The 23066-nt window shown below is 58.2% G+C and carries 21 protein-coding genes and 1 pseudogene; 15 read left to right on the top strand and 7 right to left on the bottom strand.

Annotated features, from left to right (window positions below; genetic code table 11):
* Positions 1-105: 105 nt before the first annotated feature.
* Together TCELL_RS06125 and TCELL_RS06120 are read right to left on the bottom strand one after the other, a co-directional pair.
* Positions 106-849 carry an ABC transporter ATP-binding protein gene (locus tag TCELL_RS06125; protein WP_014737868.1) on the bottom strand — a complete coding sequence of 248 codons (744 nt, stop codon included), beginning with the start codon at positions 847-849 and terminating at the stop codon, positions 106-108.
* Positions 839-2338: an ABC transporter permease subunit gene (locus TCELL_RS06120; protein WP_238529005.1), complete on the bottom strand. Its 1500-nt coding sequence runs from the start codon at positions 2336-2338 to the stop codon at positions 839-841. Before TCELL_RS06120 ends, TCELL_RS06125 begins: the two co-directional genes overlap by 11 nt.
* A 68-nt stretch (positions 2339-2406) precedes the next feature.
* On the opposite strand from TCELL_RS06120, the gene TCELL_RS06115 reads away from it, so the two are divergent.
* Together TCELL_RS06115 and TCELL_RS06110 are read left to right on the top strand one after the other, a co-directional pair.
* Entirely contained in the window at positions 2407-2898 is a 492-nt protein-coding gene (locus tag TCELL_RS06115; protein WP_238529004.1) for an AAA-associated domain-containing protein, read from the top strand.
* Between the two features lie 62 nt (positions 2899-2960).
* On the top strand, positions 2961-5294 hold the full coding sequence (locus tag TCELL_RS06110) for a plasma-membrane proton-efflux P-type ATPase (protein WP_014737865.1): 2334 nt from the start codon (positions 2961-2963) through the stop codon (positions 5292-5294).
* Here TCELL_RS06110 and TCELL_RS06105 read toward each other — a convergent pair.
* Positions 5291-6106: a hypothetical protein gene (locus tag TCELL_RS06105; RefSeq protein ID WP_048163333.1), complete on the bottom strand. Its 816-nt coding sequence runs from the start codon at positions 6104-6106 to the stop codon at positions 5291-5293. The genes TCELL_RS06110 and TCELL_RS06105 overlap by 4 nt on opposite strands.
* Before the next feature lie 72 nt (positions 6107-6178).
* On the opposite strand from TCELL_RS06105, the gene TCELL_RS06100 reads away from it, so the two are divergent.
* Complete coding sequence (locus tag TCELL_RS06100) at positions 6179-7570, top strand: pyruvate carboxylase subunit B (protein ID WP_014737863.1); 1392 nt, start codon at positions 6179-6181, stop codon at positions 7568-7570.
* Here TCELL_RS06100 and TCELL_RS06095 read toward each other — a convergent pair.
* Positions 7567-7941, bottom strand: a pseudogene (locus TCELL_RS06095) (DUF488 family protein); the annotation flags it as partial. The gene TCELL_RS06100 and the pseudogene TCELL_RS06095 sit on opposite strands and share 4 nt — an antisense overlap.
* A 158-nt stretch (positions 7942-8099) precedes the next feature.
* Here TCELL_RS06095 and TCELL_RS06090 point away from each other — a divergent pair.
* Complete coding sequence (locus TCELL_RS06090) at positions 8100-8801, top strand: IS607 family transposase (RefSeq protein ID WP_238529062.1); 702 nt, start codon at positions 8100-8102, stop codon at positions 8799-8801.
* The gene (locus TCELL_RS06085; protein ID WP_014737860.1) at positions 8794-10059 is read left to right on the top strand and encodes an RNA-guided endonuclease InsQ/TnpB family protein; all 1266 of its coding nucleotides are present in this window, start codon (positions 8794-8796) and stop codon (positions 10057-10059) included. The genes TCELL_RS06090 and TCELL_RS06085 overlap by 8 nt, the downstream gene beginning before the upstream one ends.
* Before the next feature lie 21 nt (positions 10060-10080).
* Here the strand turns inward: TCELL_RS06085 and TCELL_RS07515 are convergent, their stop codons facing one another.
* Complete coding sequence (locus tag TCELL_RS07515) at positions 10081-10353, bottom strand: macro domain-containing protein (RefSeq protein ID WP_014737859.1); 273 nt, start codon at positions 10351-10353, stop codon at positions 10081-10083.
* 71 nt (positions 10354-10424) lie between these two features.
* Between TCELL_RS07515 and TCELL_RS06075 the strand changes: the two genes are divergently transcribed.
* The 5 genes from TCELL_RS06075 (at position 10425) to TCELL_RS06055 (ending at position 15109) form a co-directional block, all read left to right on the top strand.
* On the top strand, positions 10425-10967 hold the full coding sequence (locus tag TCELL_RS06075) for an SLOG cluster 4 domain-containing protein (RefSeq protein WP_014737858.1): 543 nt from the start codon (positions 10425-10427) through the stop codon (positions 10965-10967).
* Complete coding sequence (locus tag TCELL_RS07345; RefSeq protein ID WP_014737857.1) at positions 10960-11352, top strand: HEPN domain-containing protein; 393 nt, start codon at positions 10960-10962, stop codon at positions 11350-11352. The genes TCELL_RS06075 and TCELL_RS07345 overlap by 8 nt, the downstream gene beginning before the upstream one ends.
* Positions 11353-11718: 366 nt before the next feature.
* Positions 11719-12954, top strand: coding sequence for a dicarboxylate/amino acid:cation symporter (locus TCELL_RS06065; RefSeq protein WP_094179295.1), 1236 nt, complete (start codon positions 11719-11721; stop codon positions 12952-12954).
* An 81-nt stretch (positions 12955-13035) separates the two neighbouring features.
* Positions 13036-13857, top strand: a complete 822-nt coding sequence (gene proC / locus TCELL_RS06060) for a pyrroline-5-carboxylate reductase (RefSeq protein ID WP_014737855.1) — start codon at positions 13036-13038, stop codon at positions 13855-13857.
* Between the two features lie 598 nt (positions 13858-14455).
* Complete coding sequence (locus TCELL_RS06055; protein WP_014737854.1) at positions 14456-15109, top strand: DUF973 family protein; 654 nt, start codon at positions 14456-14458, stop codon at positions 15107-15109.
* 384 nt (positions 15110-15493) lie between these two features.
* On the opposite strand, the gene TCELL_RS06050 is transcribed toward TCELL_RS06055, so the two are convergent.
* Together TCELL_RS06050 and TCELL_RS06045 are read right to left on the bottom strand one after the other, a co-directional pair.
* Complete coding sequence (locus tag TCELL_RS06050) at positions 15494-16537, bottom strand: SufB/SufD family protein (RefSeq protein ID WP_014737853.1); 1044 nt, start codon at positions 16535-16537, stop codon at positions 15494-15496.
* A 109-nt stretch (positions 16538-16646) separates the two neighbouring features.
* Complete coding sequence (locus TCELL_RS06045) at positions 16647-17372, bottom strand: ATP-binding cassette domain-containing protein (protein WP_238529003.1); 726 nt, start codon at positions 17370-17372, stop codon at positions 16647-16649.
* 219 nt (positions 17373-17591) lie between these two features.
* Here TCELL_RS06045 and TCELL_RS06040 point away from each other — a divergent pair, with 219 nt between their 5' ends.
* The 5 genes from TCELL_RS06040 (at position 17592) to TCELL_RS06020 (ending at position 22996) form a co-directional block, all read left to right on the top strand.
* Positions 17592-18890, top strand: a complete 1299-nt coding sequence (locus tag TCELL_RS06040) for a BMP family lipoprotein (RefSeq protein ID WP_014737851.1) — start codon at positions 17592-17594, stop codon at positions 18888-18890.
* Positions 18891-18976: 86 nt separating this feature from the next.
* Complete coding sequence (locus TCELL_RS06035) at positions 18977-20503, top strand: ABC transporter ATP-binding protein (RefSeq protein ID WP_014737850.1); 1527 nt, start codon at positions 18977-18979, stop codon at positions 20501-20503.
* Position 20504: 1 nt separating this feature from the next.
* The gene (locus TCELL_RS06030) at positions 20505-21557 is read left to right on the top strand and encodes an ABC transporter permease (RefSeq protein WP_014737849.1); all 1053 of its coding nucleotides are present in this window, start codon (positions 20505-20507) and stop codon (positions 21555-21557) included.
* Entirely contained in the window at positions 21558-22451 is an 894-nt protein-coding gene (locus TCELL_RS06025; RefSeq protein ID WP_014737848.1) for an ABC transporter permease, read from the top strand. It abuts the gene before it with no gap.
* A 95-nt stretch (positions 22452-22546) separates the two neighbouring features.
* Entirely contained in the window at positions 22547-22996 is a 450-nt protein-coding gene (locus TCELL_RS06020; protein ID WP_014737847.1) for an NUDIX hydrolase, read from the top strand.
* The last annotated feature ends 70 nt before the right edge of the window (positions 22997-23066 follow it).

Raw genomic sequence — 23066 nt, 5'->3', positions numbered from 1 at the left:
GCGTTGAGGGCCTCGGGTAGCACCGCCACGCGTACCGGTCTACAGTTCGCTGTGGCATACGTAGCGTGTGCTCGGTGGGGGTGGGGGAGGGGCTCGGGCCCCCGGCTAGCTGACGTACTCGTATATCCTGTCCACCAGCTCCTGCACCTCGGGCATCTTCCTGCTCCTAGGCCTCTTGATGTCCACCCGGACGTCCCTCACGATCTTCGCGGGCCGCGGCGACAGGACTATGATCCTGTCCGCCATCAAAACTGCCTCCTCCACGTTGTGGGTGACCATTATGATCGCCTTCAGGGGCAGGACGCTGGAGAGCCAGAGGTCGAGCACCTCGCTCCTCAGGGTCTCAGCCGTAAGCGGGTCGAGGTTGGAGAACGGCTCGTCTAGTAGGAGGAAGTCGGGCTCGACCGCGAGCGCCCTTGCTATGTTCACCCTCTGCTTCATCCCCCCGCTCAGCTCGTTGGGGTAGAAGTCCTCGAACTCCCCAAGCCCCACGAGGGTCAGGGCCCTCCTGGCCTTCTCCCTGGCCTCGCCCTCCCCCACCCCTCTGGCGAGCAGCGGTAGCGCTACGTTGGATAGGATCGTCATCCACGGCAGGAGGGTGGGGAACTGGAAGACGAAGCCTACTCTCGGTTCGTGCCCGAGGTGGAACTCCACGGTCCCGGAGTCGGGCTTCTCCACGCCGGCTATGATCCTGAGGAGGGTCGACTTCCCGCAGCCGCTGGGCCCTAGTATGGCAATGAACTCCTCGCCTACGTCGAAGCTTATGTTGTCCAAGACCAGGACCTCCCTGCCGGAAGCCTTGTACTTCTTTGTCAGCCCCCTGATGCTGAGCGTGAGCTTAGTCGACAACGAACCTCGACCCCATCCTAGCGAATAGCCTGCGCCAGACGAGCCTGTTTAGCAAGACTATCACGAGGCTCATGTATAAAGCTACGAACAAGACCCCGAGCGCGTCGCCCCCCGCCGCGAGTTTGTCTATGAGGCTCCCCACCCCTCCCATGTCTACTTCGAAGTTCTCGAGTGCGATGTACTCTGCGGCTATAGAGGCGTTCCAGGCACCCCCCGAGGCGGAGATTAGACCTGTCAATATAGAGGGGAGCATGGCCGGTATGAACACGGACTTGAAGTACAGGAACCCCCTCACCCTGTACACGTCCGCCAGCTCGATGACGTCCCTCTTCACGTACTGGAGCCCGAAGATCATGACGTTGAAGTACACGTACCACAGGGCGCCTTGGAGGTAGACGAAGAACATGACGAACCAGGGGGCGATGTGGGCGACAGGTAGTAGTAGAGGCCACCAGATCACGGCCGGGATCGACGACAGGAGCTCCCCAGCCGTACAAGCGGCCAGCCCCGTGGCCCTCCTCCTGTGCGATAGGTACGCGAGCGGGAGAGATATTAGTAGTGAGACGAGCACTACAACGTAGACTCTGACCAGCGTCAGCCAGACGTTGCCCAGGAACATGTCCAAGTATTTGACCATGTTATCGTAGAATGTGACGGCGGAGACCCCGGGTAGCTCCACCCGGGGGCCCAGCAGAGCGGCCGGGATTAAGGCCGTGGCAGGTAGCGCGAGCCTCCTGGAGTAGACCCAGAGTTTCAGGACAGCCCTTACCACGAGCCCCCAGAAAAGCCTCGTAAGCTTCTCGAGGAGGTCGTAGACCGCCGCCACACCAGGGAGTATGGCGAGCCCCGTGTACTTCACCACAGCCGGGTTCCAGAGGAGTATGTAGGTTGCGAGGATGACGGCGAATAAGACTGCTATGCCGGCCGCGAAGGCCTGGGCGTCCCCCCTGTTCGAGGCGTCGAATATGAAGCTCCCCAGCCCGACCAGCTTGAGGGTCTGGGACCCCATCGAGATCACCTCCGCGCTCGTGAGGAAGAACCAGCCGCCCGCCCAGGATATTATGCTATTGGAGAGAAGAGACGTGCGCGAGGCGGGGGCGTACACCAAGGCCACCTTAAGGGGGAGCGGTATCCTGTACACGCTGGCCATCAAGTCGAAGGAGGGGTCGAGGGACTTAACAGACGCGTACACGCCGAAGATCATGTTCCAGACCAGGCTCGTCGTTATCAGGACTATTGCGCTCAGCTCGCCCCCCACACCCGGGCCCAGCGCGTAGACAAACACGGATAAGACGACGGGGAAGAAGCCCAGTATGGGTATGGACTGGAGGACGTCTAGGATGGGTAGGAGAACCGTCTCGACGACCCTGTTCCTGGCCATCGCGATGCCCGTAAACAGGGCGATCAAGAGCGATAAAAGGTATGCCGCGAACATCCTGTAGAGGCTCATAAGCGTTGCCACGACGAGCTCCGGGACCAAAGCAGACACCGTTCCATGTTGTCAAGTTTATTAGGATCCAGAGCATTTAATATATCCACCGGGGTGCTTAGAGGGGGTTGTCACAAGATACAAAGAAGATCGTGCTACCGTACTACTTAACACCGGACCACCTACTCGGCCTTGTTGAGGCCCTCCACAGCTTGGGCGGGAAGGCAGACCCCATGAACCTGGGGGACCTGCTAGGCGAGAACATCGACATACTGCCCCACGTAATCGACGTTGCGGAGAGCCTCGGGCTAGTCGCGATCGCCCCCAACGGCGACGTGGTGCTCACAGAGCTGGGCGAGAGAATCGTGACGGGCAACATAAAGAACGTTAAGAAGTTGCTGAGGGAGAACGCCAAGAGGGTAGAGCCGCTCAGCACGCTACTCGACGTGCTCTCCAGGAGGAAGGTCATAACCTCCGACGAGTACGAGAGCGTTCTCTCCCAGTACTACCACCTCCACTTGAACGACGCTAAGCGGAACATACTCCAGTGGGGCGCGTTCCTCGGCCTTTTCAAGATGGACGCGAACGACGAGTACGTGTACCTGCTCCACTCGAAGTAGGCTCTTAACCTCTTCTCAATATAATTCTACTTGTTGTAGACGCGGAGTAGAGGTGGCTCTACTTGAGCAGCCTACGCGGGCTTACAAAAGCCGAGGTTGAAGAGAGGATCAAGAGGTACGGGCTCAACGTCGTACCGGAGAAGAAGGAGAGCCTCATCAAGCTCTTCCTGAAGAAGTTCACGGGACTCACCCCCTACACCATCGAGGCGGCCGCCGCTATATCGTTCGTGCTTGGGAGGTACGTCGACTTCACCGTCATGGTCGCCCTACTACTCGTCAACGCTGTGATAGGCATTATACACGAGCACAGGGCCGAGAAGGCTGTAGAGCTCCTCAAGTCCAAGCTGAGAGTCGTTGTGAGAGTCCTGAGAGACGGGGAGTGGACCGACGTCCCCGCCGAGTACATAGTGCCTGACGACGTAGTCAAGCTGAAGCTGGGCGACGTAGTCCCGGCTGACGGGGAGCTCGTCACCGGCCACCTGATCGTCGACGAGTCCGCCTTGACGGGCGAGTCCCTCCCGGTCGACAAGAACCCGGGCGACAAGGTGTACGCGGGTAGCACGGTACTGAGAGGTGAGGGGGTAGTCAAGGTCACCGCGACGGGCGTGTCGACGAGGTACGGGAAGACGGTCGAGCTAGTCCAGGTCAGCAAGCCTAGGCTGATTATAGAGGAGATAACTGCGAGCATAACCAAGGGCCTCCTGGCCGCCGACGTCTTCTTCATAGTCCTGGTAGCCATAAAGCTCGTAATGAGCAGGACGAGCTTCCTCGACCTACTGCCCTTCACGCTAACCCTCCTGATAGCCTCTATACCGATAGCACTGCCTGCCATGACCACTATAACACTCGCGCTGGGGAGCATTGAGCTAGCGAAGGCGGGGGTCATCGTGAGGAGGCTGGAGGCGATAGAGGCGGGCTCTATGATGGACGTGATATGCCTGGACAAAACGGGTACGATCACCGAGAACAGGATAACGGTCAGGGAGGTCGTACCCCTCTCTAGCGAGTACTCCGAGAGAGATGTCCTACTCTACGCGTTGTTAGCGTCCGAGGATGACAGCAAAGACCCGATCGACAGGGCCGTACTAGAAGCGGCCAAAGAAAAAGGCGTCTCGAAACAAGGCGTCGAGGTACTAGAGTTCAGGCCCTTCAGCCCCGAGACCAAGAGGACAGAGGCAATAGCGAGAGTCAACGGTGTAGAGGTAAGGGCCGTTAAGGGAGCTCCACAGGTACTCGCCGAGATGGACAAGGGCCTGGACAAGTCGAGGTACGAGACGTTGATCAAGGGGATGAGCAGTAGAGGCGAGAGGCCCCTAGCGGTGGGGGTCGAGAAGAGCGGCGTCTTCAAGGTCGTGGGTCTCTTAGGCCTATACGACAAGCCCAGGGACGACTCACCGCTCTTCATCAAGGAGATCAAGGAGATGGGCGTCAAGCCCATCATGATAACAGGCGACAACGTCTACGTGGCTAAGACTATTTCGGGGGTCGTCGGTATAGGCGGGAGAGTGGTCACGCTCAAGGGAGTGCCAAGGGAGGAGATACCGAGCCTCGTGGAGGGCATAGACGCCTTCGCAGAGGTGATACCCGAAGAGAAGCACGACATCGTGGTCGCCCTGCAGAAGAAGGGGCACGTAGTAGGCATGACGGGCGACGGCGTCAACGACGCCCCCGCACTGAAGAGGGCCGACCTGGGCGTGGCCGTGAGCAACGCCACAGACATCGCGAAGCTGTCGGCGTCGGTTGTCCTCACTAAGCCGGGGCTGAGGAATATAGTGGACATAATCAAGCTCGGCAGGATGGTGTACAGGAGGATCGTTGTCTGGTCTCTGAACAAGGTCGTCAAGACGTTCCAGATCGTCTACTTCGTCGCGATATCCACGCTATTCCTCGGCCTACCCGTTCTAACACCGACCCACATGATACTCATGTTGTTCCTCTACGACTTCGTAACCCTCTCGATCAGCACCGACAGGCTGAGGCCCAGTAAGAAGCCAGAGAGGTGGAACATACGGAAGTTAGTGACCATATCCGTGGTGCTGGGCCTCGTGAAGATTCTCGAGCTGTTCCTAGCGCTCTACATCGCGATCGACTACCTGGCCCTCCCGCTTGACCAGACAAGGACGTTCGTCTTCTACGTCCTGCTACTGTCCGGGCTCTTCAACATACTCAACTTCAGGGAGACCGGCTGGTTCTGGAGCAGTAAGCCCAGCTTAACCGTGGCCCTCTCGATCGTCGGCGACATAATCGCGGGGACTGTACTAGTCTATCAAGGTTGGGTGATACCCGCGATACCACTACACGCCGTGGTGGTGGGCTTCCTCTACTCGGTCGCCGTGACACTCATGCTGACAGACGCGGCGAAGATAATGGCGTTCAGGCTATTCGGAGCCGTCTAGGCTGTCTCCCGCTCCCGGAGGAAGAGCTTTTTCAGGTCTCCGAGCCTGTTGATAGCGGTCAACAGGGCTGACAACAGCTCTTCCAGGCTCAAGTCCCTAGCCCAGACCACGGCTTCCCTCAACCTCTTACCAACTAGGAGGGGGAGGCCCTCCGGGGCAACGACAGCCCTCCCGCTCCTCAGACACTCTGAGGCTGCGAGAATAGAGTGTATCGACGTGGAAGGGGTGAGGCAGATGCTAGCCGACCACGCGACGTCGCCGTAGCAGTCAGAGACAACGTAGACCACGAGTGGGCTCGCCTTCGCAGCCCTCGGGGGGGCCGGGGAGACTACTATTACTAGCCCGAGCCTGTTCTCGGACAGGTAGTCCGCGATCCTGTCCAGGTCGCGGGGCTCCCCACCAGCAACGACGACTACGGGCGTGACCGGGTATGGCTGGTGCCTTCTCCACACCTTGAACACTGCAGCGGACGGGTTTAGGCGTACAACGTTGCCGAGGGCCGCTGACAGAACAGCGTAGTCTCTCCAAGAGTAGACCTCTACCCGGGTAAAGGGGGTGGTTAGTTTCAGCAGCGCGACTAGTAGCCCGCGTATGAGAGGGCTCTCTCTGGACAAGCCGCCCCCTGCCGGTGCGACCACGACTTTCGCAGGCCTACCCCTTACAAGTAGCTCGATGGCTAGGGCTAGGGCAGACCTGAGACTGGGTTCTACGATCACCACTCGCCGGTGCCTCCCCACAGGTCCACCCGGGGCCTCTTCCTTCCAGGCTATAGCCTCGCAGGCTCCCCTGTCGGCTAGGCAAACTGTGTCCAACGACAATACCTGTTTTTATCTAGGGTCAGCATAGATATATAACACCATGCTGTGTAGTCCCGGGTGCTATCCATGGTCGAGATCGTCGACACTACTCTTCGAGACGCCCACCAGTCCCTGATCGCGACAAGGTTGAGGACAGAGGACATGATCCCAATACTGGACTTAATCGACGGGGCAGGCTTCTACAGTATCGAGATGTGGGGTGGGGCCACGTTCGACGTCATGTTGAGGTTCTTGAAGGAGGACCCGTGGGAGAGGCTCAGGCTCGTTAGAGAGAGGGTGAGGAAGACCAAGCTCCAGATGCTCTTGAGGGGACAGAACCTCGTGGGCTACAGGCACTACCCCGACGACGTAGTCGAGAAGTTCGTGGAGCTCTCCTACAAGAACGGTATAGACGTCTTCAGAGTCTTCGACGCCTTAAACGACGTTAGGAACATGGCAGTCAGCATAAAGAAGGCCAGGAAGCTGGGGGCGGTCGTTCAGGGGACTATAACGTACACCGTGAGCCCCGTCCACACCCTCGACTACTACTTGAAGCTCGCCGAGGAGATCGCGAGCCTCGAGGTAGACCACATCACGATAAAGGACATGGCGGGCCTACTAGACCCCTACACCACGTACAACCTGGTCAAGGAGATCAAGGCGAGGCTGAAGATCCCGGTAGACGTACACAGCCACTTCACCGGAGGGCTAGCCATAGCGAACTACGTTAAGGCGGTAGAGGCCGGAGTCGACTTCGTGGACACGTCGATAAGCCCCCTGGCCTATGGGACGGGGCAGCCGGGTATACAGTCACTCTACTACGCCCTACCAGGTGAGTTGAAGCCGAGGGTGAACATGGACGTGATAAGGAAGATATCCTCCTACCTTGAGCGGGTCTTGTTCACCAAGTACAGGGACCTCCTGGACATCAGGGTCTTCATGCCCGACCCAAACGTGCTAGACCACCAGATCCCCGGCGGCATGATCACCAACTTCATGCAGCAGCTCAAGCAGGTCGGCGCTGAGGACAAGCTGCAGGAGGTCCTAGAGGAGGTGAGGAGGGTCAGGGAAGACCTGGGTTGGCCGCCCCTAGTCACGCCGACCTCGCAGATTGTGGGCGCACAGGCCCTCCTCAACGTGGTCAATGGCAGGTACAGCGTTGTCACGAAGGAGGTGAGGGAGTACGTGAAGGGGATGTACGGGAGGCCACCGGCTCCGATCAAGCGGGAGGTCATAGACCTGGTGTTGAAGGGTGAGAAGCCGATCGACGCCAGGCCGGCGGACCTGTTGAAGCCAGCCCTCGAGGAGTGTAGGAAGGGCCTCCTAGAGCACGGCTTTAACCCCAGCGAGGAGGACGTGGTGACCTACTGCATCTTCCCCGACATCGCTCTCGAGTTCTTCGAGAAGACGAGGGGGAGGCCGAAGTCCAAGGTCGAGAAGGCTGTCGAGGAGCTGTACTCGGAGGTGCTGGGCTCCTAGCCCGGCTCCACACTAAGGTAGGCATAGCACGGGCTTGGCTCGTGCCTCCGGGTCGTGCTCCCCACTACGTGCACGATGGAGAAGCCGAGGTGGACCAGGTAGTCGGCTATATACTGCCTGTGGCAGAACCTAGGGTCCCTCTCGCGGCATAGCAGCGCGGTCTTCCTCTCCGAGGCCAGGCCCGCGAGCTCCCTCAACGCACTCCGCGCCTCTTCGCTGAAGACGAGGTAGTTGACGTACGAGTTGAAAGTCGGCGAGTCGACGCACCTGAACCTGCTCTCGTACCTGATGCCGAGGGCGCCGAGGGCACCCATCCACCTGTACTCAAACCCCTTCTCTCCCAGCGCCTTCTCGAGCTCGGGTCGGGAAAACCCCGCTGACCTCCTCCCCGCCCTAAAGGGCGAGGGTCCCGCCCGTTAGGGCTGGGAGGTTTGGGCTACATCCCCTCTGGGAGGGTTTAGCCCTGGGCCGGGTCTCCGGCCCATTACCCCTACCCCTCTCGGGGCTCGGGGCTGTTTCATTGTTGATAATGGAGCGTGAGGTTTATGAGCTTTGGTTTTGTTTGTGTTTATTGGTGTTGCTTATTTCAGAGAGGTTGCTTAGACCTAAAGAGGTTTGCCAGAGGCTTGGCATAAGCTATTCTACTCTCTCTAGGTGGGTTAGAGAAGGCAGGATCAAAGCCATTAGGACTGCTGGCGGAAAGTACAGGATTCCCGAGAGCGAGGTCAGGAGGATCATTGAAGGCATTCCAGCGGGAGAGGTCAGGGCGGTAGTATACGCTCGCGTCAGCTCCAGCGACCAGAAGAGCGACCTAGAGAGGCAAGTAGAGTACCTCACGCAGTACTGCTCTGCCAGGGGCTATAGGGTAGTCGACGTCTTAAGCGATGTTGCTAGCGGGCTGAAGACTGATCGCAGGGGCTTGCTTAAGCTCTTCAACTACGTAGTTAGCAGGCAGGTAGACGTCGTTGTCGTAACATATAGGGATAGACTAACTCGTTTTGGTTTCGAGTACCTAGAGTACTTCTTCAAGCAGTACGGGGTCAGGATAGAGGTCGTCTATGGTGATGAGCCCAAGGACGCGCACCAGGAGCTTGTGGAGGATCTACTATCGATAGTCACCTCATTTGCTGGCAAGCTCTACGGTATGAGGAGCCACAGGAAAAAGAGGCTCGTTGAGGGCTTCAAAAAGCTAGTGGAAGAGGTCGAAAAGGGCGGTGGCGAGAGTGGCTAGAACCGTTGTCGTCGAGACGCCGCCTCTCCCGCGGAGGCTGTTCAGGGTCTTCGTCGAGCTCGAGGGCATGTACCGGAACATGGTCGAGCAACTGACAATGTACGCTGTGAGGGAGGGTGTCGCGTCTTTCACAAGGCTGAAAGCTTTGAAGTATCGTGAGTTGAGGAGTCTTTACCCTCAGCTACCCTCACACTACGCTTACACCGCGTGCCAAGACGCCTCTGCTAGAGCCAAGAGCTTCCTCAGGCTGAAGAAGAAAGAGCTGGCTGAAAGAGAGCACCCGGAAGTCAACAGCGTCTCTATCTGGCTGGACGACCACCTGTGGAGAGCAAGTGGTTTGACATCTATCGAAGTGGCTACCCATAAGGGCTGGATACCTCTCGAAGTTATTCCGCACAAACAGTACTGGAAGTACATCAATAGGGGCTGGAGGCTTGCCTCGGAGGCGAGGATTAAGCTAGACAGAAAGAGCAGGAAGTTGCTAGTCTACCTGACCTTCGTGAAAGACGCTGAGGAGCATAGACCACGTGGCTTCGTGCCTGTTGATCTTAACGAGAACAATGTCACCGCACTAATCGACGGTACTGCCTACCTCTTCGAGACAAACATTGGGAGAATAGTCCTCGGCTACTACTACCGTAGGAGGAGGGTGCAGGAGAAGTACGATAAGCTCTACGGTGTGAAGTCCAGAATCAAGAGGAAGATCCTGAAGAAGCTTAATGAAAGGAGGAAGAAGCTGGACGCTAGGTGGAAGATTGCGAACATAATTGTGAGAGAGGCTTCCAAGAGAGGCTATGCCATAGTCATGGAGAGACTTGGGAGGAGGCCGGCTGAACGAATGATTGCTAGAATGAGTGATGACCAGCTGAGGCACAGGGTGTTCCAAGCCGCCTTTAGAGGCGTGCAGAGGGCGATCGAGGAGAAAGCTCGAGAGCACGGCGTACCGGTAGTCTATGTGGATCCGAGGAACACCTCTAGGCTCTGCCCGGTTCACGGCTCGGAGATCGCCTACGAGGACGGGTCTAGGGTTGGGAGGTGCACTAGGGGCGGCGAGCACTGGCACAGGGACGCGGTAGCCGTGTGGAACCTCCTCCTCAGAGCCCTGCGGGGCGGTGGGAGCAGTGCTCCAAGCCCCGCGGGCTTAAGCGTAGATGGGAGCCCCGTGCCGTTGGGCTCGACGGCCGCCCATGAGCCCACACGGGTGCCCAAAGCCCTGTGGGCGAGGCGGAAGTCCCTAGATGCGACCATGAATTCATAATAAAATGATTGGAATGAGCATCTAGGGACAAACGGCGTGGATGACGTACCTGACCCTCAGCCTCCCCGCGCCTGTCGCGACGGCCCCACCTATTGGGACAGGGGCGTGCCTCCTGGCCTTCTCCTCGATCTCCGCCCCGCCCCTCCTCTTGATCGCCAGCGCGACCCCGCCGCCCATTATCATGAGGGTGTTGGCCGGGTTGACTATGGCGTCACCCTCGAACTCGGTTATGTCGCCGCTGACCACCTGGATCGTCACGTAGCCGGCCCGGCAGGTGTAGGTCAGGGGTGCCACCTCTATAGTTCTCTCTCAACCAGAGTAAATTAACCTCTCTGGGCATTGTCTCTACCGGGGACTGAAAGGGCATGTACGTAGGTGTTGCCGCACACAGCGGCGAGCCCAGCGTAGAGCTCGCTAGAGTAGCCAAGAGGTTCGTAGAGCTCCTCAAGGATAGGTGTGGCGTGGAGCACAGGATCGTGGTGGGAGGGTACTGGGGTCTCATGAAGACCGTGGTGGACGAGGCCCTCTCCGCGGGTTTCACCGTGGTCGTCCTCCCCCCTGTAGAGGAGGAAGATGTCTCCTTCCCGGACAGAGCAGTGGTCGTTAAGACAGGGCTCTCGTTCAGAGGTAGGAGCGTCGCCCTGGTAAGGAGCTCCGACCTGCTGGTGGTTCTGGGCGGGGGCTCCGGTTGTCTCCAGGAGGCCGTGACAGCCTACACGGAGGGGAAGCCGGTCTACGCCCTGGTATCGACAGGGTACCCGACGGACGCCATATCACAGTGGCCCGAGTACTTGGACGACAGGAGGCTAGCCCCGGTCAAGAAGTACCGGGACGTCGATGAGCTGGTGAGAGACCTCTGCCTGAACGAGCACGAGAGGAGGAAGAGGGCTAGAGCCATATATGGCTGACGAGGCTAGCCGGGACCCGGCCGAGTTCCGGGTGAGGGCTCGAAGGCTACTGGAGGACGTGCCGGGCCTGATAGACAGAGGCGAGTACGACCGGGCGGCTTACTACGTAGCCGAGTACGTCAGGCTCTCACTCACGGCGAGGATACTCGAGGTGACCGGGGGTCTAGTGGACTCTTACTCGCTGGTCGGCCTAGCGGCCACTCTCGCGGAACACGACTCCGCCGCGAAGAGACTTATAGAGGACCCGGATACCCTAGTGGAGCTCTCGCGCATCGAGAGGGTGTTTGTCGTCAGTAGGTTCGGTGGAGGCGGATTCACCGAGGACGAGACCAGGAGACTATACGAGTTCGCGAGAAGGGCTCTCTCACCCGCGCTCGGGACGTGACACGCCTCTAGTCCCAGAGAATCTTGGGTTAAAGGTCACTTACAGTGAGGGAGGGGAGTAGTTAGGCCTAAGACCGGGTTCGTGGTCTACCGCTGGACGTGTAGAGCTGTGCGGGTAACTCCCGCCAGCTATGAAGCATGGATATGAAGGTGGTAAACCACAAACCCGTGAACCGCCCATGAGGAACCCCCACAATTTAAGGCGAGAGGGGTTCAGAACGGCGAATGGGTGGAGGACCAACAACGCGGACCACCACTCTATGTCCAAGTCAGGGTTAGGGTGGTAGGAGGATGCGCCATGCGGTTTTCCCCTTTTATCAGGTATATAAGAAGATGTAAAGACAATATATTCTCATAAGGTGAGCATATATATATATCAGTCAAGAAAGGCTACGGGATTTTAATAGCTATAGCCTTCGTGCTAGGTCTGCTAATAGGGTACATCCTGACACTCGCTATCCCCGAGACTGCGGCAAGGGCGTCCGTGGACTCGTGGTTCAAGGCTCTCGGCGACATCTTCGTGCGATTGATCAGGATAGTTATACCCGTGCTGATATTCTTCACGATCGCCGCCGCCACTGCCTCGATAGCAGATGCCAGGAAGCTTGGCATAATACTGTTCTGGATGCTAGTCCTCTACATAGGCACATCAATTCTGGCATCGTTCTGGGGTTACCTAGCGGGCGTGTTGTTCCAGCCGGGGGTTGGGGTGGGACTGACACCACCTGCCGGTTATAAGCCGCCGACACCTCCAACCGGCGTCGACATACTCATGTCATTCTTCCAGCTGGACTTCAGCCACGTCCTCACAGTAGGCGGTTCTATGACAATGATCATATTCGCCATGATACTCGGCGTCTCGACACTACTGCTCGGCGAGGAGGGTAGGAGAATTGCGGGCTACCTGAAAATCGGTAGCGACCTCAGCGTCGCGACGGTCAGGGTAATAATGTACTACGCCCCCATAGCGATCTTCGGATACGCAGTCTGGCTAATGAGCGAGTACGGGGCAAAGATGCTGGGGGCCTACGGTAAGTTCCTGGTAGCCCAGTACTCGTTTACGCTGATGCACTTCTTTGTGATATACTCCCTGCTTGTGGCCTTGGGCGGTCTCAACCCCGTGAAGTACTTCAAGGCGCAGTCCACGCCCTTTATCGTGGCCTTCACTACGAGGAGCAGCGCTGTTACGCTACCTTACAACATGGAGGCGTCCAGGAAAATGGGTGTGCCGGACTACATATACAACATCACTCTACCAATTGGGGCGACGGTGAACATGGATGGGACAGCCCTCTACCAGGCCCTCAGCGCAATGTTCATAGCGCAACTCTTCGGCATCCCCATCCAGCCGTACCAGGTGGGGTTGATCATCGCGGCTGCGACTATAGGTAGCGTTGCCACAGCCGCCATACCGGGTGGGGGGACAATAATGCTAGCCTACGTCCTCGCCGCTGTGGGGCTGCCGCTGGAAGGCATAGCCATTATGATGGTCATCGACCCGATAGCCGATTCCATAAGGACAGCGATAAACGCGAGCGGCGACAACGCCTGTACGGTCCTCCTCACGAGGATTATAGGCGAGAAACTACAGCCCCAGATATAGTTTTTTCTTACATTCACGTTTATATTCCAGTCCTAGAAATATACACCGCCCGTACACGCTTGCCTCCACGGGTGCGGTGTATTGAGAGTGGCGGTGATAGGGGCGGGTAGGATCGGGTCCGTGGTCGTGAGGTCGCTGGTGAGGTGCGGCTACAGTGAAATCGTGGCGACGGGCAGGAGAGACGAGACTCTCAAGAACGCGGCATCCCTCGGCGCAGAGGCGACCCGGGACAACGACTACGCCGTCTCCTCCAGCGACATCGTCTTCCTTACCGTGAAGCCACACCACCTACCCGAGGTCGTCAAGTCCGTTAAGCCGGCTTCGTGGGCTGGCAGAACCGTCGTCTCCTTCATAGCCGGCGCCCGGCTAGCTACGCTGGAGAAGGCGATGGCTGAGGCGGAGGTGTACAGGGCTATGCCCAACCTGAACGCCGAGGTCGGGTTGAGCTCTACGGCCGTTGCCCAGGGCACCCGTACGAGAGACATGGCCACCGTGGACAGGCTCCTGAAGTGTATGGGGAGGGTGTACTGGGTTCCCGAGGAGTTCCTCGACGCCTGGACAGCGCTCGCTGGCAGCGGGCCGGCCTTCATAGCCGAGATCATAGACGCGCTGGTGCTGGCAGGGGTCCTCGTGGGCTTGCCGAGAGACCTCGCTTACAGCGCGGCTCTCGACGTTCTAGAGGGGACGAGCAGACTGCTGCGGGAGTCCGGTACACACCCGTTCAAGCTCAGAGACGACGTGACGACCCCCGCGGGCACCACTATAAGAGGCCTTATAGCCATGGAGTCCGAGGGGGTTAAGGCAGCCCTCATGAAGGCGGTCGAGTCGGCGTACAGGAGGTCTCTGGAAATAGGGGCGGAGATAGACGCGAGAGTCAAGAGAGAACTCGGCATCAGCGACTAGGGGTATGGTTACCGCGTACTAACACCCGTCTAGCTTGGTCTAGAACCCCTGGGCCTGTGTATGAGCGGGTAGTTGTGGGAAAACTTAGATGAAGGGATCGGCGTAGCCACTTCGGGCGGAGACGACCACTGTCCAACCGCTAGCCAATAGTGGGGAGGGGCGTTTTAGCAGACATAGCCGGCGGCCTGCTAGGGTCGTTCCCTGTCTAGAGGTAGGCTAGTGGAGCTCAGACTACGTAACCGTGGTAGCCCTGCCCGCATTGTGTAGGCCTGGGTGTAGGGGTAGCGGGTTTCTCTACAGGGCTGGTGAGTCTATTCGACTAGCTTCATTGGTTTCTTGTGGTTACCAGACAACGACAGACCACGTGCGTCTAGTCCCCGTGTCCGACAGTACCGATGCCCACACACAAATACGGCATTAACATGAGCGGTGACGTGGTCTAAAACCTGTTAAACTTAAACATCGAGTACGCATTTCTCGTCTCCTACGGATATCTAGAGTACAATTCAACCCGCTCTCAAGGCCCTTAGTGTCTTCTTACTCGACACAAACTATATTACTTATCCCGCCTTTTGATTAAAGTGGGAGAGGTGGAAGAGTGACAGTAGTATCCAACCCTCAAGCCGAAGCGTTTGAGACAATGCGGAGAGGAGTGCTGTTCCTGCTGATCGCCTGGCTTCTTATAGGTATCGGGCTGTCGCTCACTCTCTTCGCCGTGTTTACGGGGGCCTTCTTAGCTCCACGCCACTTTGGGGGCGGGCTAGCGGGCGCCATGGGCGCCCTCGCCGCCATGGTCGTCGTGGTGATCGTCGGGGCTATCATAGCCCTCGTGGGGTTATGGGGATATTTCGTACCGGGCGTAAGGAAGCTCGCGGAGATTAACCCCGAGTTCTCCACATCGGCGACCTTGATCAGGGTCGGGCTCTACTACGGGCTCATATTGCTCCTGATAGGGGCTCTCTTGGTAGTGTTCATCGTTGGGATACCTATTATGTTGGTAGGGATCATACTAATCATCATAGGGTACATCGGCTTGATAATACTCTCCTTCAAGCTGAACGACGTCGAGAAAAACGCCCTCTACTTGGCCGCCGGGATACTCTTCATCATAGCGATATTCGCCTCGATCGCCGGATTCGTAGCGTGGATCCTGCTCTACATCGCGCTGGGAGACAGCATAAAGAAGGCGAGACAGGCCCCACCGCCACCAGTCCAGCCCCAGCCTACAGGCCCCCTACCCCCACCAGTCTAGTTTTTCGATCCGACCCCGCCTCGCCGCATAAACGTGTGCGTGCTTACCTGTCTCCCCCTTCCACGCCCGAGACTCGACGAAAACAACGCCAGAGGGTGTGTCTGTCGACCGCTCCAGGCTAGCCGACCCGCTGGACATTATGCGGAGGGCTGGGTTGTTAACCTCGTGGCCGGACTGTTCACGGGCAGCGGGCTTAGCATAAAAAGCCTACTCCCTGGCTCGGGCCGCGACTTGCTAGCGCCGAGTATATGCCTTAACCTAGTCTCTCCAGTCCGAGACAGCCTTGACGCTGAGATATAGGTCTAATAACTCCCGGCGGAGGCTTCATCAAAGTTATCGTGTAAGTTGGGCAAGGAAGCAAGCGGGTCAGCTAGGCGGCTGCTTTTAGAACGACTTTTCGACAACTAGCTTCTCGACGCTGCTGATGATCCCCCTCACTCTAGGAGGAAACATGTTCTCCTCTACGCTGATGAACCCCTTCACGAGTAGGCTGACAGCCTCGTCTCTCTTGAAGCCCTTGCTCACCAGGTAGTTTATCTCCTCCTCGGCCAGCCTGCCGATGGATGCTTCGTGCGTGAGAGCCGCGTCCAGAGTGTCCGACGACAGCTCTGGGACAGCCAACATGTAGGCCTTCTCGGATAGCATGAGCCCCCTGCACTCCAGGTGCCCCTTCGACCCCCTACCCCTGGCGTGGAGCCTGCCACGCGTGACTACTTTCGCCTCCTCCCTCGCGAGGGCTTTCGACACAACCTCGGCGCTCGCCTCGTCCCCGTTCAAGTAGACCGCGCCCCCGTAGTCTATGGACGCCTTTCCTAGTCCGAGTATAACCGAGTAGACACCCGCTCTAGCCCTCGTGCCGAGCTTAACCTCAGGGTAGGTCTGGAGCGTCCTCACCCTAGACAGGTTAGCGTAGTAGTTGAGGTAGTAGCCCTCGTCGCCTACTACAACGGCCGTCCTAGGCCTAACGTGAGAGACGTGGTTCCAGGAGTGCACCATGACGAAGGTGAGCTTCCCCTTCTCGCCCACGTAGAACTCCGATATCCCGATGTGGACACCGATCATCTCGGGGGCTATAGTGCAACCCGTCGTGACGACGGCTTCGGCCCCCTCCTCCACCACCACGATGTTGTGTGGTGCCTGTATCCCCCGCGTACTCAGGAAGAGGCACGCCAGTATGGGCTCCTGCAACCTAGTGTTCCTCTTAACCCTGATGTAGTAACCCCCCTTCTCGAGGAGTGCGGCCGTGGCGGTGTACTTGTCCCTCGCCGGGTCTATCAGCCTCCAGTAGTACTCCCTCGCCTCGTCGGGCCTGTTCTCGACGAACTCCCTCGTCGTCATGATCTCCACGCCGCTGAACCTGCTCAGGTACTTGAAGTAGTTTTGGTCGATCTGGAGGTAGTAGGCCTTACTGGACGTTGTGAACCCCACTTCCTCTGCCCTGGCGGGGTCGAAGTCTCCTCTCCCGATAGCCTCTGTATACTCTGCCAGGTCGACGTCGTCCCCGTACGTCGCCGGCTTTGAAAGGGCAGCGCGGGCTCTAGACCTGATCTCCTCTAACCAGCCCCTTGAAGCCGTGCTCGAACACCTCCTCCACTAGTTCAGGGCCCCCACAGTACTGTACACGCCTGTTCAACATCAGGCATACTCTTGTAGGCCTAATGTACTTTGATATCAAGGCGCTGTGGGTCACAATGAGAACCGACCTCGAGACACCCATGAGGGCCCTGATCCCGTCAGCGATCACCTTGACGGAGTCCACGTCCACCCCGCTGTCCGGCTCGTCTATTAGGCCGACCTTCGGCCTCATCGCGAGGAGTGTTGCGAGCTCGACCCTCTTCAGCTCTCCGCCTGAGAAGCCCCTCCCGAAGTCCCTGTCCAGCAGGTACTGTATTTGTAGCGCCGAGGCTATCTCGTCGGTGGAGCACTTAGTTCTCGAACAAATAGCATCTAAGAGCGCCCTCACCCTTAGGCCGCTCAGCTTGGGGGGTAACTGGTGTGCGAGGCCGAGCCCCCTCGAGACCCTGTACTCCATTGGCCTCCCCGTCAAGTCCTCGCCTTCAAGCAGGACTTTACCTCTCACGATGTTGTAGCCGGGGTAGCCGACGATGCTCCTTATCAGAGAGGTCTTGCCAGTACCGTTAGGCCCGAGCAGGTAGAGTACTTCCCCCTCCTCTATTACCAGACTCGTGTTGTCGACGACGACTTTACCGCCCGCCTCAACTGTCAGGTCTCGTACTTCGAGGAGGCCCATAACACCACTCACACTAAGCTATGAATTCGTCATATCGTTACTAGATGTTATTTATGTTATCAGGGGGTTTATTGAGCCCCGATAGGCCATCTCGTCGGAAAACTGGCTCGGAGAAAAGACGTACGGGTATACGATATACGAGTCATAAGTAGTGCTCCATTGCGACCATACCTATACACTACGCTTATATACGACCTCCCCCCAATACCATGAAGTGTACGGGTGTGCGCGGTGAGAGGGGTCTCTCGTACCCTAGTAGCTATCTTGATCATAATTGTTGTCGTGGTCGCGGGCCTAGGTGTCTGGTACTACTACAGTGCCCAGAAGCCGGCGCCACAGGTTACTACGACGACCACACCTGCGACAACCACGACCACTCCGGCCACAAAGTACAAGATAGCCGTGGTGTACGACATCGGCGGTAGAGGAGACCTCAGTTTCAACGACATGGCCTACATGGGAGCTATGAGGGCCAAGCAGGAGCTGGGCGTAGACGTGAGAGAGGTGCAGAGCGTCACGGAGCAGGACTACCTGCCGAACCTGAGGACGCTAGCGAGCAGCGGCGAGTACCTCGTGATAATAGCAGTCGGCTTCCTGATGTCGTCCGCTGTAGACCAGGTGGCGCAGGAGTACCCCAACCAGCTGTTCGCCATCATAGACGCATACGTGAACAGGTCTAACGTCTTGAGCGTCCTGTTCAAGGAGCACGAGGGTAGCGCTCTCGTGGGCGCGCTGGCGGGCATGGTGGCCCACTACTACAACTGCTCAGCCGTCGGCGTAGTCCTGGGCATGGAGATCCCAGTCCTCTACAAGTTCGAGGCAGGCTACTACTGGGGTATTAGGTACGGCGAGCAGGTCTACGCGCAGCAGACCGGCCAGCAGGTGAAGCCCCTCAGGATACTCTACACCTACACCGGCTCCTTCAACGACCCAGCCAAGGGCAGGACGGCGACCGAGGCCCAGCTGGCCCAGGGCGCGTGCGTGGTCTACAACGTCGCCGGCGCGACGGGCCTCGGCATAATACAGGCGGCCGAGGCAGCGGGCAAGGCTGCGGGCAAGCAGTTTGGTCCCCCCTTCGCGATAGGTGTTGACAGCGACCAGGACTGGATCGCGCCGGGCTTCGTGATAGCCAGCATGGAGAAGAGGGTGGACGTAGGCGTCTTCGAGGCTGTGAAGAGGGCCATGGAGTACAGGGAGGGCAAGATAAGCCAGTACGGAGGTGTCCTAGAGCTAGGCCTCAGCGTGAGGGGCGTCGACATAAGCAGCGTCGATGACCTCCAGACCTTCCTCCAGATAGCCCAGCAGGCCGGTAGGCAGGTTAACGCGACCGACATTATCCAGAAGGTCCAGGCCATGAGGAGCCAGATGCCCAGCTGGATATGGGAGGCCGTGAGCAACCTGAGGAGCCAGTTGATCAGCAACCCCGCTGGAGTGAAAGTAGGTAACCTAACGTTCGCGCAGATCGAGGACATGGTGCCCTTCGACGCCGCTAAGATCGCTCAGGTCAGGCAGGCCCTAAACGTTGGTTAGGACCGCCTATCATCACAAGCTTTTTTTAAATAATCCCGCGTGACTGTTTACAATATATATAGTATTAGTAAGCCTGAGGTGGAGCCTTGCCACCTGAGAACGTCGTAGAGATGGAGAAGATAGTGAAAGTCTACCCCGACGGGGCAGTAGCTCTCAGAGGAGTAGACTTCCAGTTGAGGAAGGGGGAGATACACGGGTTGTTGGGTGAGAACGGTGCCGGCAAGACGACTCTGATGAAGATCCTGGCCGGCATCCTGAAGCCCACAAGAGGTGTGGTGAAGGTGGACGGCAGGCCCGTCAGTTTCTCGAGCCCGAGCGACTCGCTCCGGCTTGGTATAGGTATGGTGGCGCAGTACCCCGCTCTAGTCCCCGTCTTTACTGTGAAAGAGAACGTATTCCTGGGCTTGAGCAGGCACGAGGTGAGCTTGGAGAAGCTCGCTAAGCTCATGGAGGAGACCGGGCTGAAAGTCGACCTAGACGCCGTGACGGAGTCGCTGCCCATGGGCCTCAGGCAGAAGACCGAGATACTCAAGATCCTCTACAGGGGTGTGAGAGTCCTAATCCTAGACGAGCCGACCACGAACCTGACCCCGATGGAGACAGAGGAGCTCTTCAAGACCCTGAGGAGGTTGAGAGACCAGGGCGTGTCAATAGTGTTCATATCGCACAAGCTGAAGGAGGTCCTCTCGATCACCGACAGGATCACTGTCCTGAGGAGAGGCGTGGTCACAGGGGTCGTCGACACGAGTAAGACGACTCCAGAGGAGCTGGCTAGGCTCATGGTGGGTAGAGAGGTCTTCCTGAAAATACCTAAGAGGCCCGTTCAAGCGGGCGAGGAGGTACTGGTCGTCGAAGACCTGTGGGTGAGGGGCGATAGGGGCGGGTGGGCTGTGAAAGGCGTCAGCTTCGGCGTGAGGAAAGGCGAGATATTCGGCATAGCCGGCGTCGAGGGCAATGGTCAGAAAGAGCTGGTTGAGGCCCTAACGGGCCTCCGCAGGGCCGATAGAGGCAAAGTCCTGTTGTCCGGGAGAGAGGTCACCAACAAGACCCCCCAGGAGCTGTACAGGCTGGGCCTGTCTCACATACCTGAGGACAGGGTGGCGATGGGCCTAGTCATAAACATGAGTGTAGCCGAGAACGGGATTCTGGGTCTGCAGAGGAGCAGGCTCTTCACAAACCGCCTCGGGCTGCTGAAGACGAAGTCGATAGTCGAGCACGTCTCGAAGATCGTGAAGGAGTACGATATCGTGGTAGGGAACATCAACAACCCGGCGAGGAGTCTCAGCGGCGGTAACCAGCAGAGGCTCGTATTGGCGAGGGAGCTCTCGAAGAACCCTTCGATCATCGTGGCGTCCAACCCCACGAGAGGCCTCGACGTCGCTTCAACGGAGTTCGTGAGGAGGAAGCTCATCGAGATGAGGGATCAGGGGAAGGCGATACTCCTGGTCTCAGCAGACCTAGACGAGGTCATGGACTTGAGCGACAGGATCGCGGTCATGTACGAGGGTAGGTTCATGGGCGTAGTAGACGCGAAAGAGGCCGACGAGAGGCTCTTGGGCTTGATGATGGGCGGTTACACCCTCGAGCAGGCCAGGCAGTTGAGGGGTGGCTAGAATGGCCGACGCGGTGCTCAAGGAGTACGCCCTCTCGTTCCTGGAAGTCGCTGTCGCTATACTAGTCGGCATTTTGGTAGGCGCGTTGGTCATGGCTCTCGGCGGGTACAACCCGTGGAACGCCTACTACCAGTTGTTCGTCCCAACGCTCACGACGACCTACGGGCTGGAGATGACCCTCAGCTTCGCGGCACCCATAATGTTGACGGCTCTAACGTTCGCCGTCGGTGTTAGGGCAGGCCTGTTCAACATAGGCGCCGAGGGGCAGATGTACATGGGCGCGCTAGGCGCGGTGCTGTTCGGCGTTGTAGCACTGCCATCCTTCCTCTACCTGCCCCTCGAGTTCGCGCTTGGCACTGCCCTCGGCGTCCTCTGGGGGTTGATAGCGGGGGTGCTAAAGGCCTACAGAGGCGTTAACGAGGTCGTGTCGACGATAATGCTGAACTGGATAGCCTACTGGGTGGTCGAGACCATGAGGATATACGTCATACCAAACCCTCTCGACGCGTCTAAGACCGTCTCCGTGCCTCCGGCCGGCAGGCTGCCTCTCCTGGTCAGCGGGACGGAGCTCTCCGCGAGCATCATAGTGTCGGTAGTAGTACTGTTGATCACGTACCTCCTGCTGTGGAGGACCGCCGTAGGCTACGAGATAAGAGCTGTGGGCTACAACCCCGTGGCCTCGAGGTACGGCGGGATAAACGTGAGTAGGGTTTCGCTCTACTCTTTCATAATCGGTGGAATGACAGCAGGCGTCGCGGGCGTGTGCGAGGTTTCCGGTAGACCCCCGTCGTACGCGATAACGACAGGCTTGAGCAACTTGATGGGTCTCGGCTTCGACGGCCTAGCGGTGTCGCTCATAGGCAACAACCACCCCCTGGGAATCTTGTTCGCCTCTCTCTTCATCGGGGTCATGAAGGCGGGGTCTAGGAACATGCAGATCTGGGCGCACGTGCCGCTAGAGATGGTCCAGACGGTACAGGGCCTGATAATAATAACGCTCTCGATACCCGGCCTGATGAGGCTGATACTCAGGAAGGCTAGGGGGTGGAAGTAGATGGAGTGGTCCATGCTCTGGCAGTTATTTGTCCAGACCCTCAACGCGTCTACACCCCTACTCCTCGCGGCGACAGGCGAGATAATAGGCGAGAGGGCAGGGGTAGCCAACATCGGACTAGAGGGCATTATGCTGATCTCTGCCTTCACCTCAATATACGTGGACAGCCTCTTCGCAAACCCGTGGCTCGGCGTGCTCGCCGGCGTGGCCACGGGACTCTTACTGGGGCTAGTCCACGGGTTCATATCAGCCTACATGAAGGGTAACCAGATAGTGACGGGTACCGGCGTCAACCTGTTCGCCGTAGGGTTCGTGGCGTACTCGATTATAGCCTTCTTCCACGTTGCGGGCTACTACACGATAGACATATCGCTCACGGTCCCCAAGGTCTTCGGGCTGTCGCCCATAGCGCTCTCATCAGTGGTTATAGCCGTCCTATCGTACTACTTCTTGTTCAGGACGCAGGCCGGGCTCGCTATTAGAGCCTGCGGAGAGAACCCCGAGGCAGCCGACTCCGTAGGCGTGAGAGTAGAGCTGGTCCAGACAGCGGCCTCAGCAATAGCCGGGCTGCTCACCGGCTTGGCAGGGGCTTTCTTGAGTATCGACTGGAACGCTGGGATAACGAAGCAGATCTCGGCCGGGAGGGGCTTCATAGCGCTGGCCACAGTAAACTTCGCCAACTGGAACCCGATACTCGGGATACTGGGTAGTTTCCTCTTCGGTTTCTTCTGGGTTCTCGGCGAGTGGGTGAAGAACATTGGGTGGCTCAAGGAGATCATACCGGTAGACCTCTTCAACACGATCCCCTACGTGGCGACACTGGCAGTCGTGGCAGGGGTCATTGGTAAGTCCCGGCCGCCGAAGTACGTGGGAGTGCCCTACAAGAGGGAGTAAGCCCCCGGGCCCGCGCCAGGCTAACCCGTTTTTACCCCTGTGAACGGAATAATATCCTATCAAGGCTGTGAAAAGGCCGCTGCGGGTGCGCCCTTTTGCCCCGCGAGTACCCCGAGTACGCGATAGCCTCCGTGGGCGCTGTAGTGGTCAAGGACGGGAAGATAATCTTGGTCGAGAGAGGCTACCCTCCCGGTGTAGGGTTGTGGGCTGTTCCAGGCGGGGCGATAGAGGCCGGCGAGTCGATACTGGACGCTGCTGTCCGGGAGCTCGAGGAGGAGACAGGGGTTACGGGGAGGCCGGTGGGCGTAGTCTGGGTGTCCGAGTCGATCGTGAGGGACGACGGTAGGGTCAAGTACCACTACGTGATAGTAGACGTCCTCTTCGACCCGGAAACCCTGAGCGGCGAGCTGAGGCCCGGCGGAGACGCGAGGAGGGTGGAGTGGTTCGACCTCCGCGAGGCTGCGGCAAGCAGCCTGGTCACCCGCTCGACTAGGAGGCTGGCAGAGGTTCTACTAAAAGGGAGCACCCCCTTAATCAGGATATAGCCGCTTACCTCCTATAAGCGGCACATAGATCTGTGTAAACGTTTATATTTTCCACCTACTCAAATATATG

It is taken from the genome of Thermogladius calderae 1633 (genome assembly GCF_000264495.1).
GTDB classification, from domain to species: domain Archaea; phylum Thermoproteota; class Thermoprotei_A; order Sulfolobales; family Desulfurococcaceae; genus Thermogladius; species Thermogladius calderae.
Note: the sequence above shows the minus strand (reverse complement) of the source record. Positions and strands in the feature narration are given on the sequence as shown.

What these genes read in the sequence shown, in the direction of transcription:
- TCELL_RS06100 (WP_014737863.1), top strand. Translation starts at nt 6,179, where the DNA reads ATGGTCGAGATCGTCGACACTACTCTTCGAGACGCCCACCAGTCCCTG.
- TCELL_RS06090 (WP_238529062.1), top strand. Translation starts at nt 8,100, where the DNA reads ATGGAGCGTGAGGTTTATGAGCTTTGGTTTTGTTTGTGTTTATTGGTG.
- TCELL_RS06075 (WP_014737858.1), top strand. Translation starts at nt 10,425, where the DNA reads ATGTACGTAGGTGTTGCCGCACACAGCGGCGAGCCCAGCGTAGAGCTC.
- TCELL_RS07345 (WP_014737857.1), top strand. Translation starts at nt 10,960, where the DNA reads ATGGCTGACGAGGCTAGCCGGGACCCGGCCGAGTTCCGGGTGAGGGCT.
- TCELL_RS06030 (WP_014737849.1), top strand. Translation starts at nt 20,505, where the DNA reads ATGGCCGACGCGGTGCTCAAGGAGTACGCCCTCTCGTTCCTGGAAGTC.
- TCELL_RS06025 (WP_014737848.1), top strand. Translation starts at nt 21,558, where the DNA reads ATGGAGTGGTCCATGCTCTGGCAGTTATTTGTCCAGACCCTCAACGCG.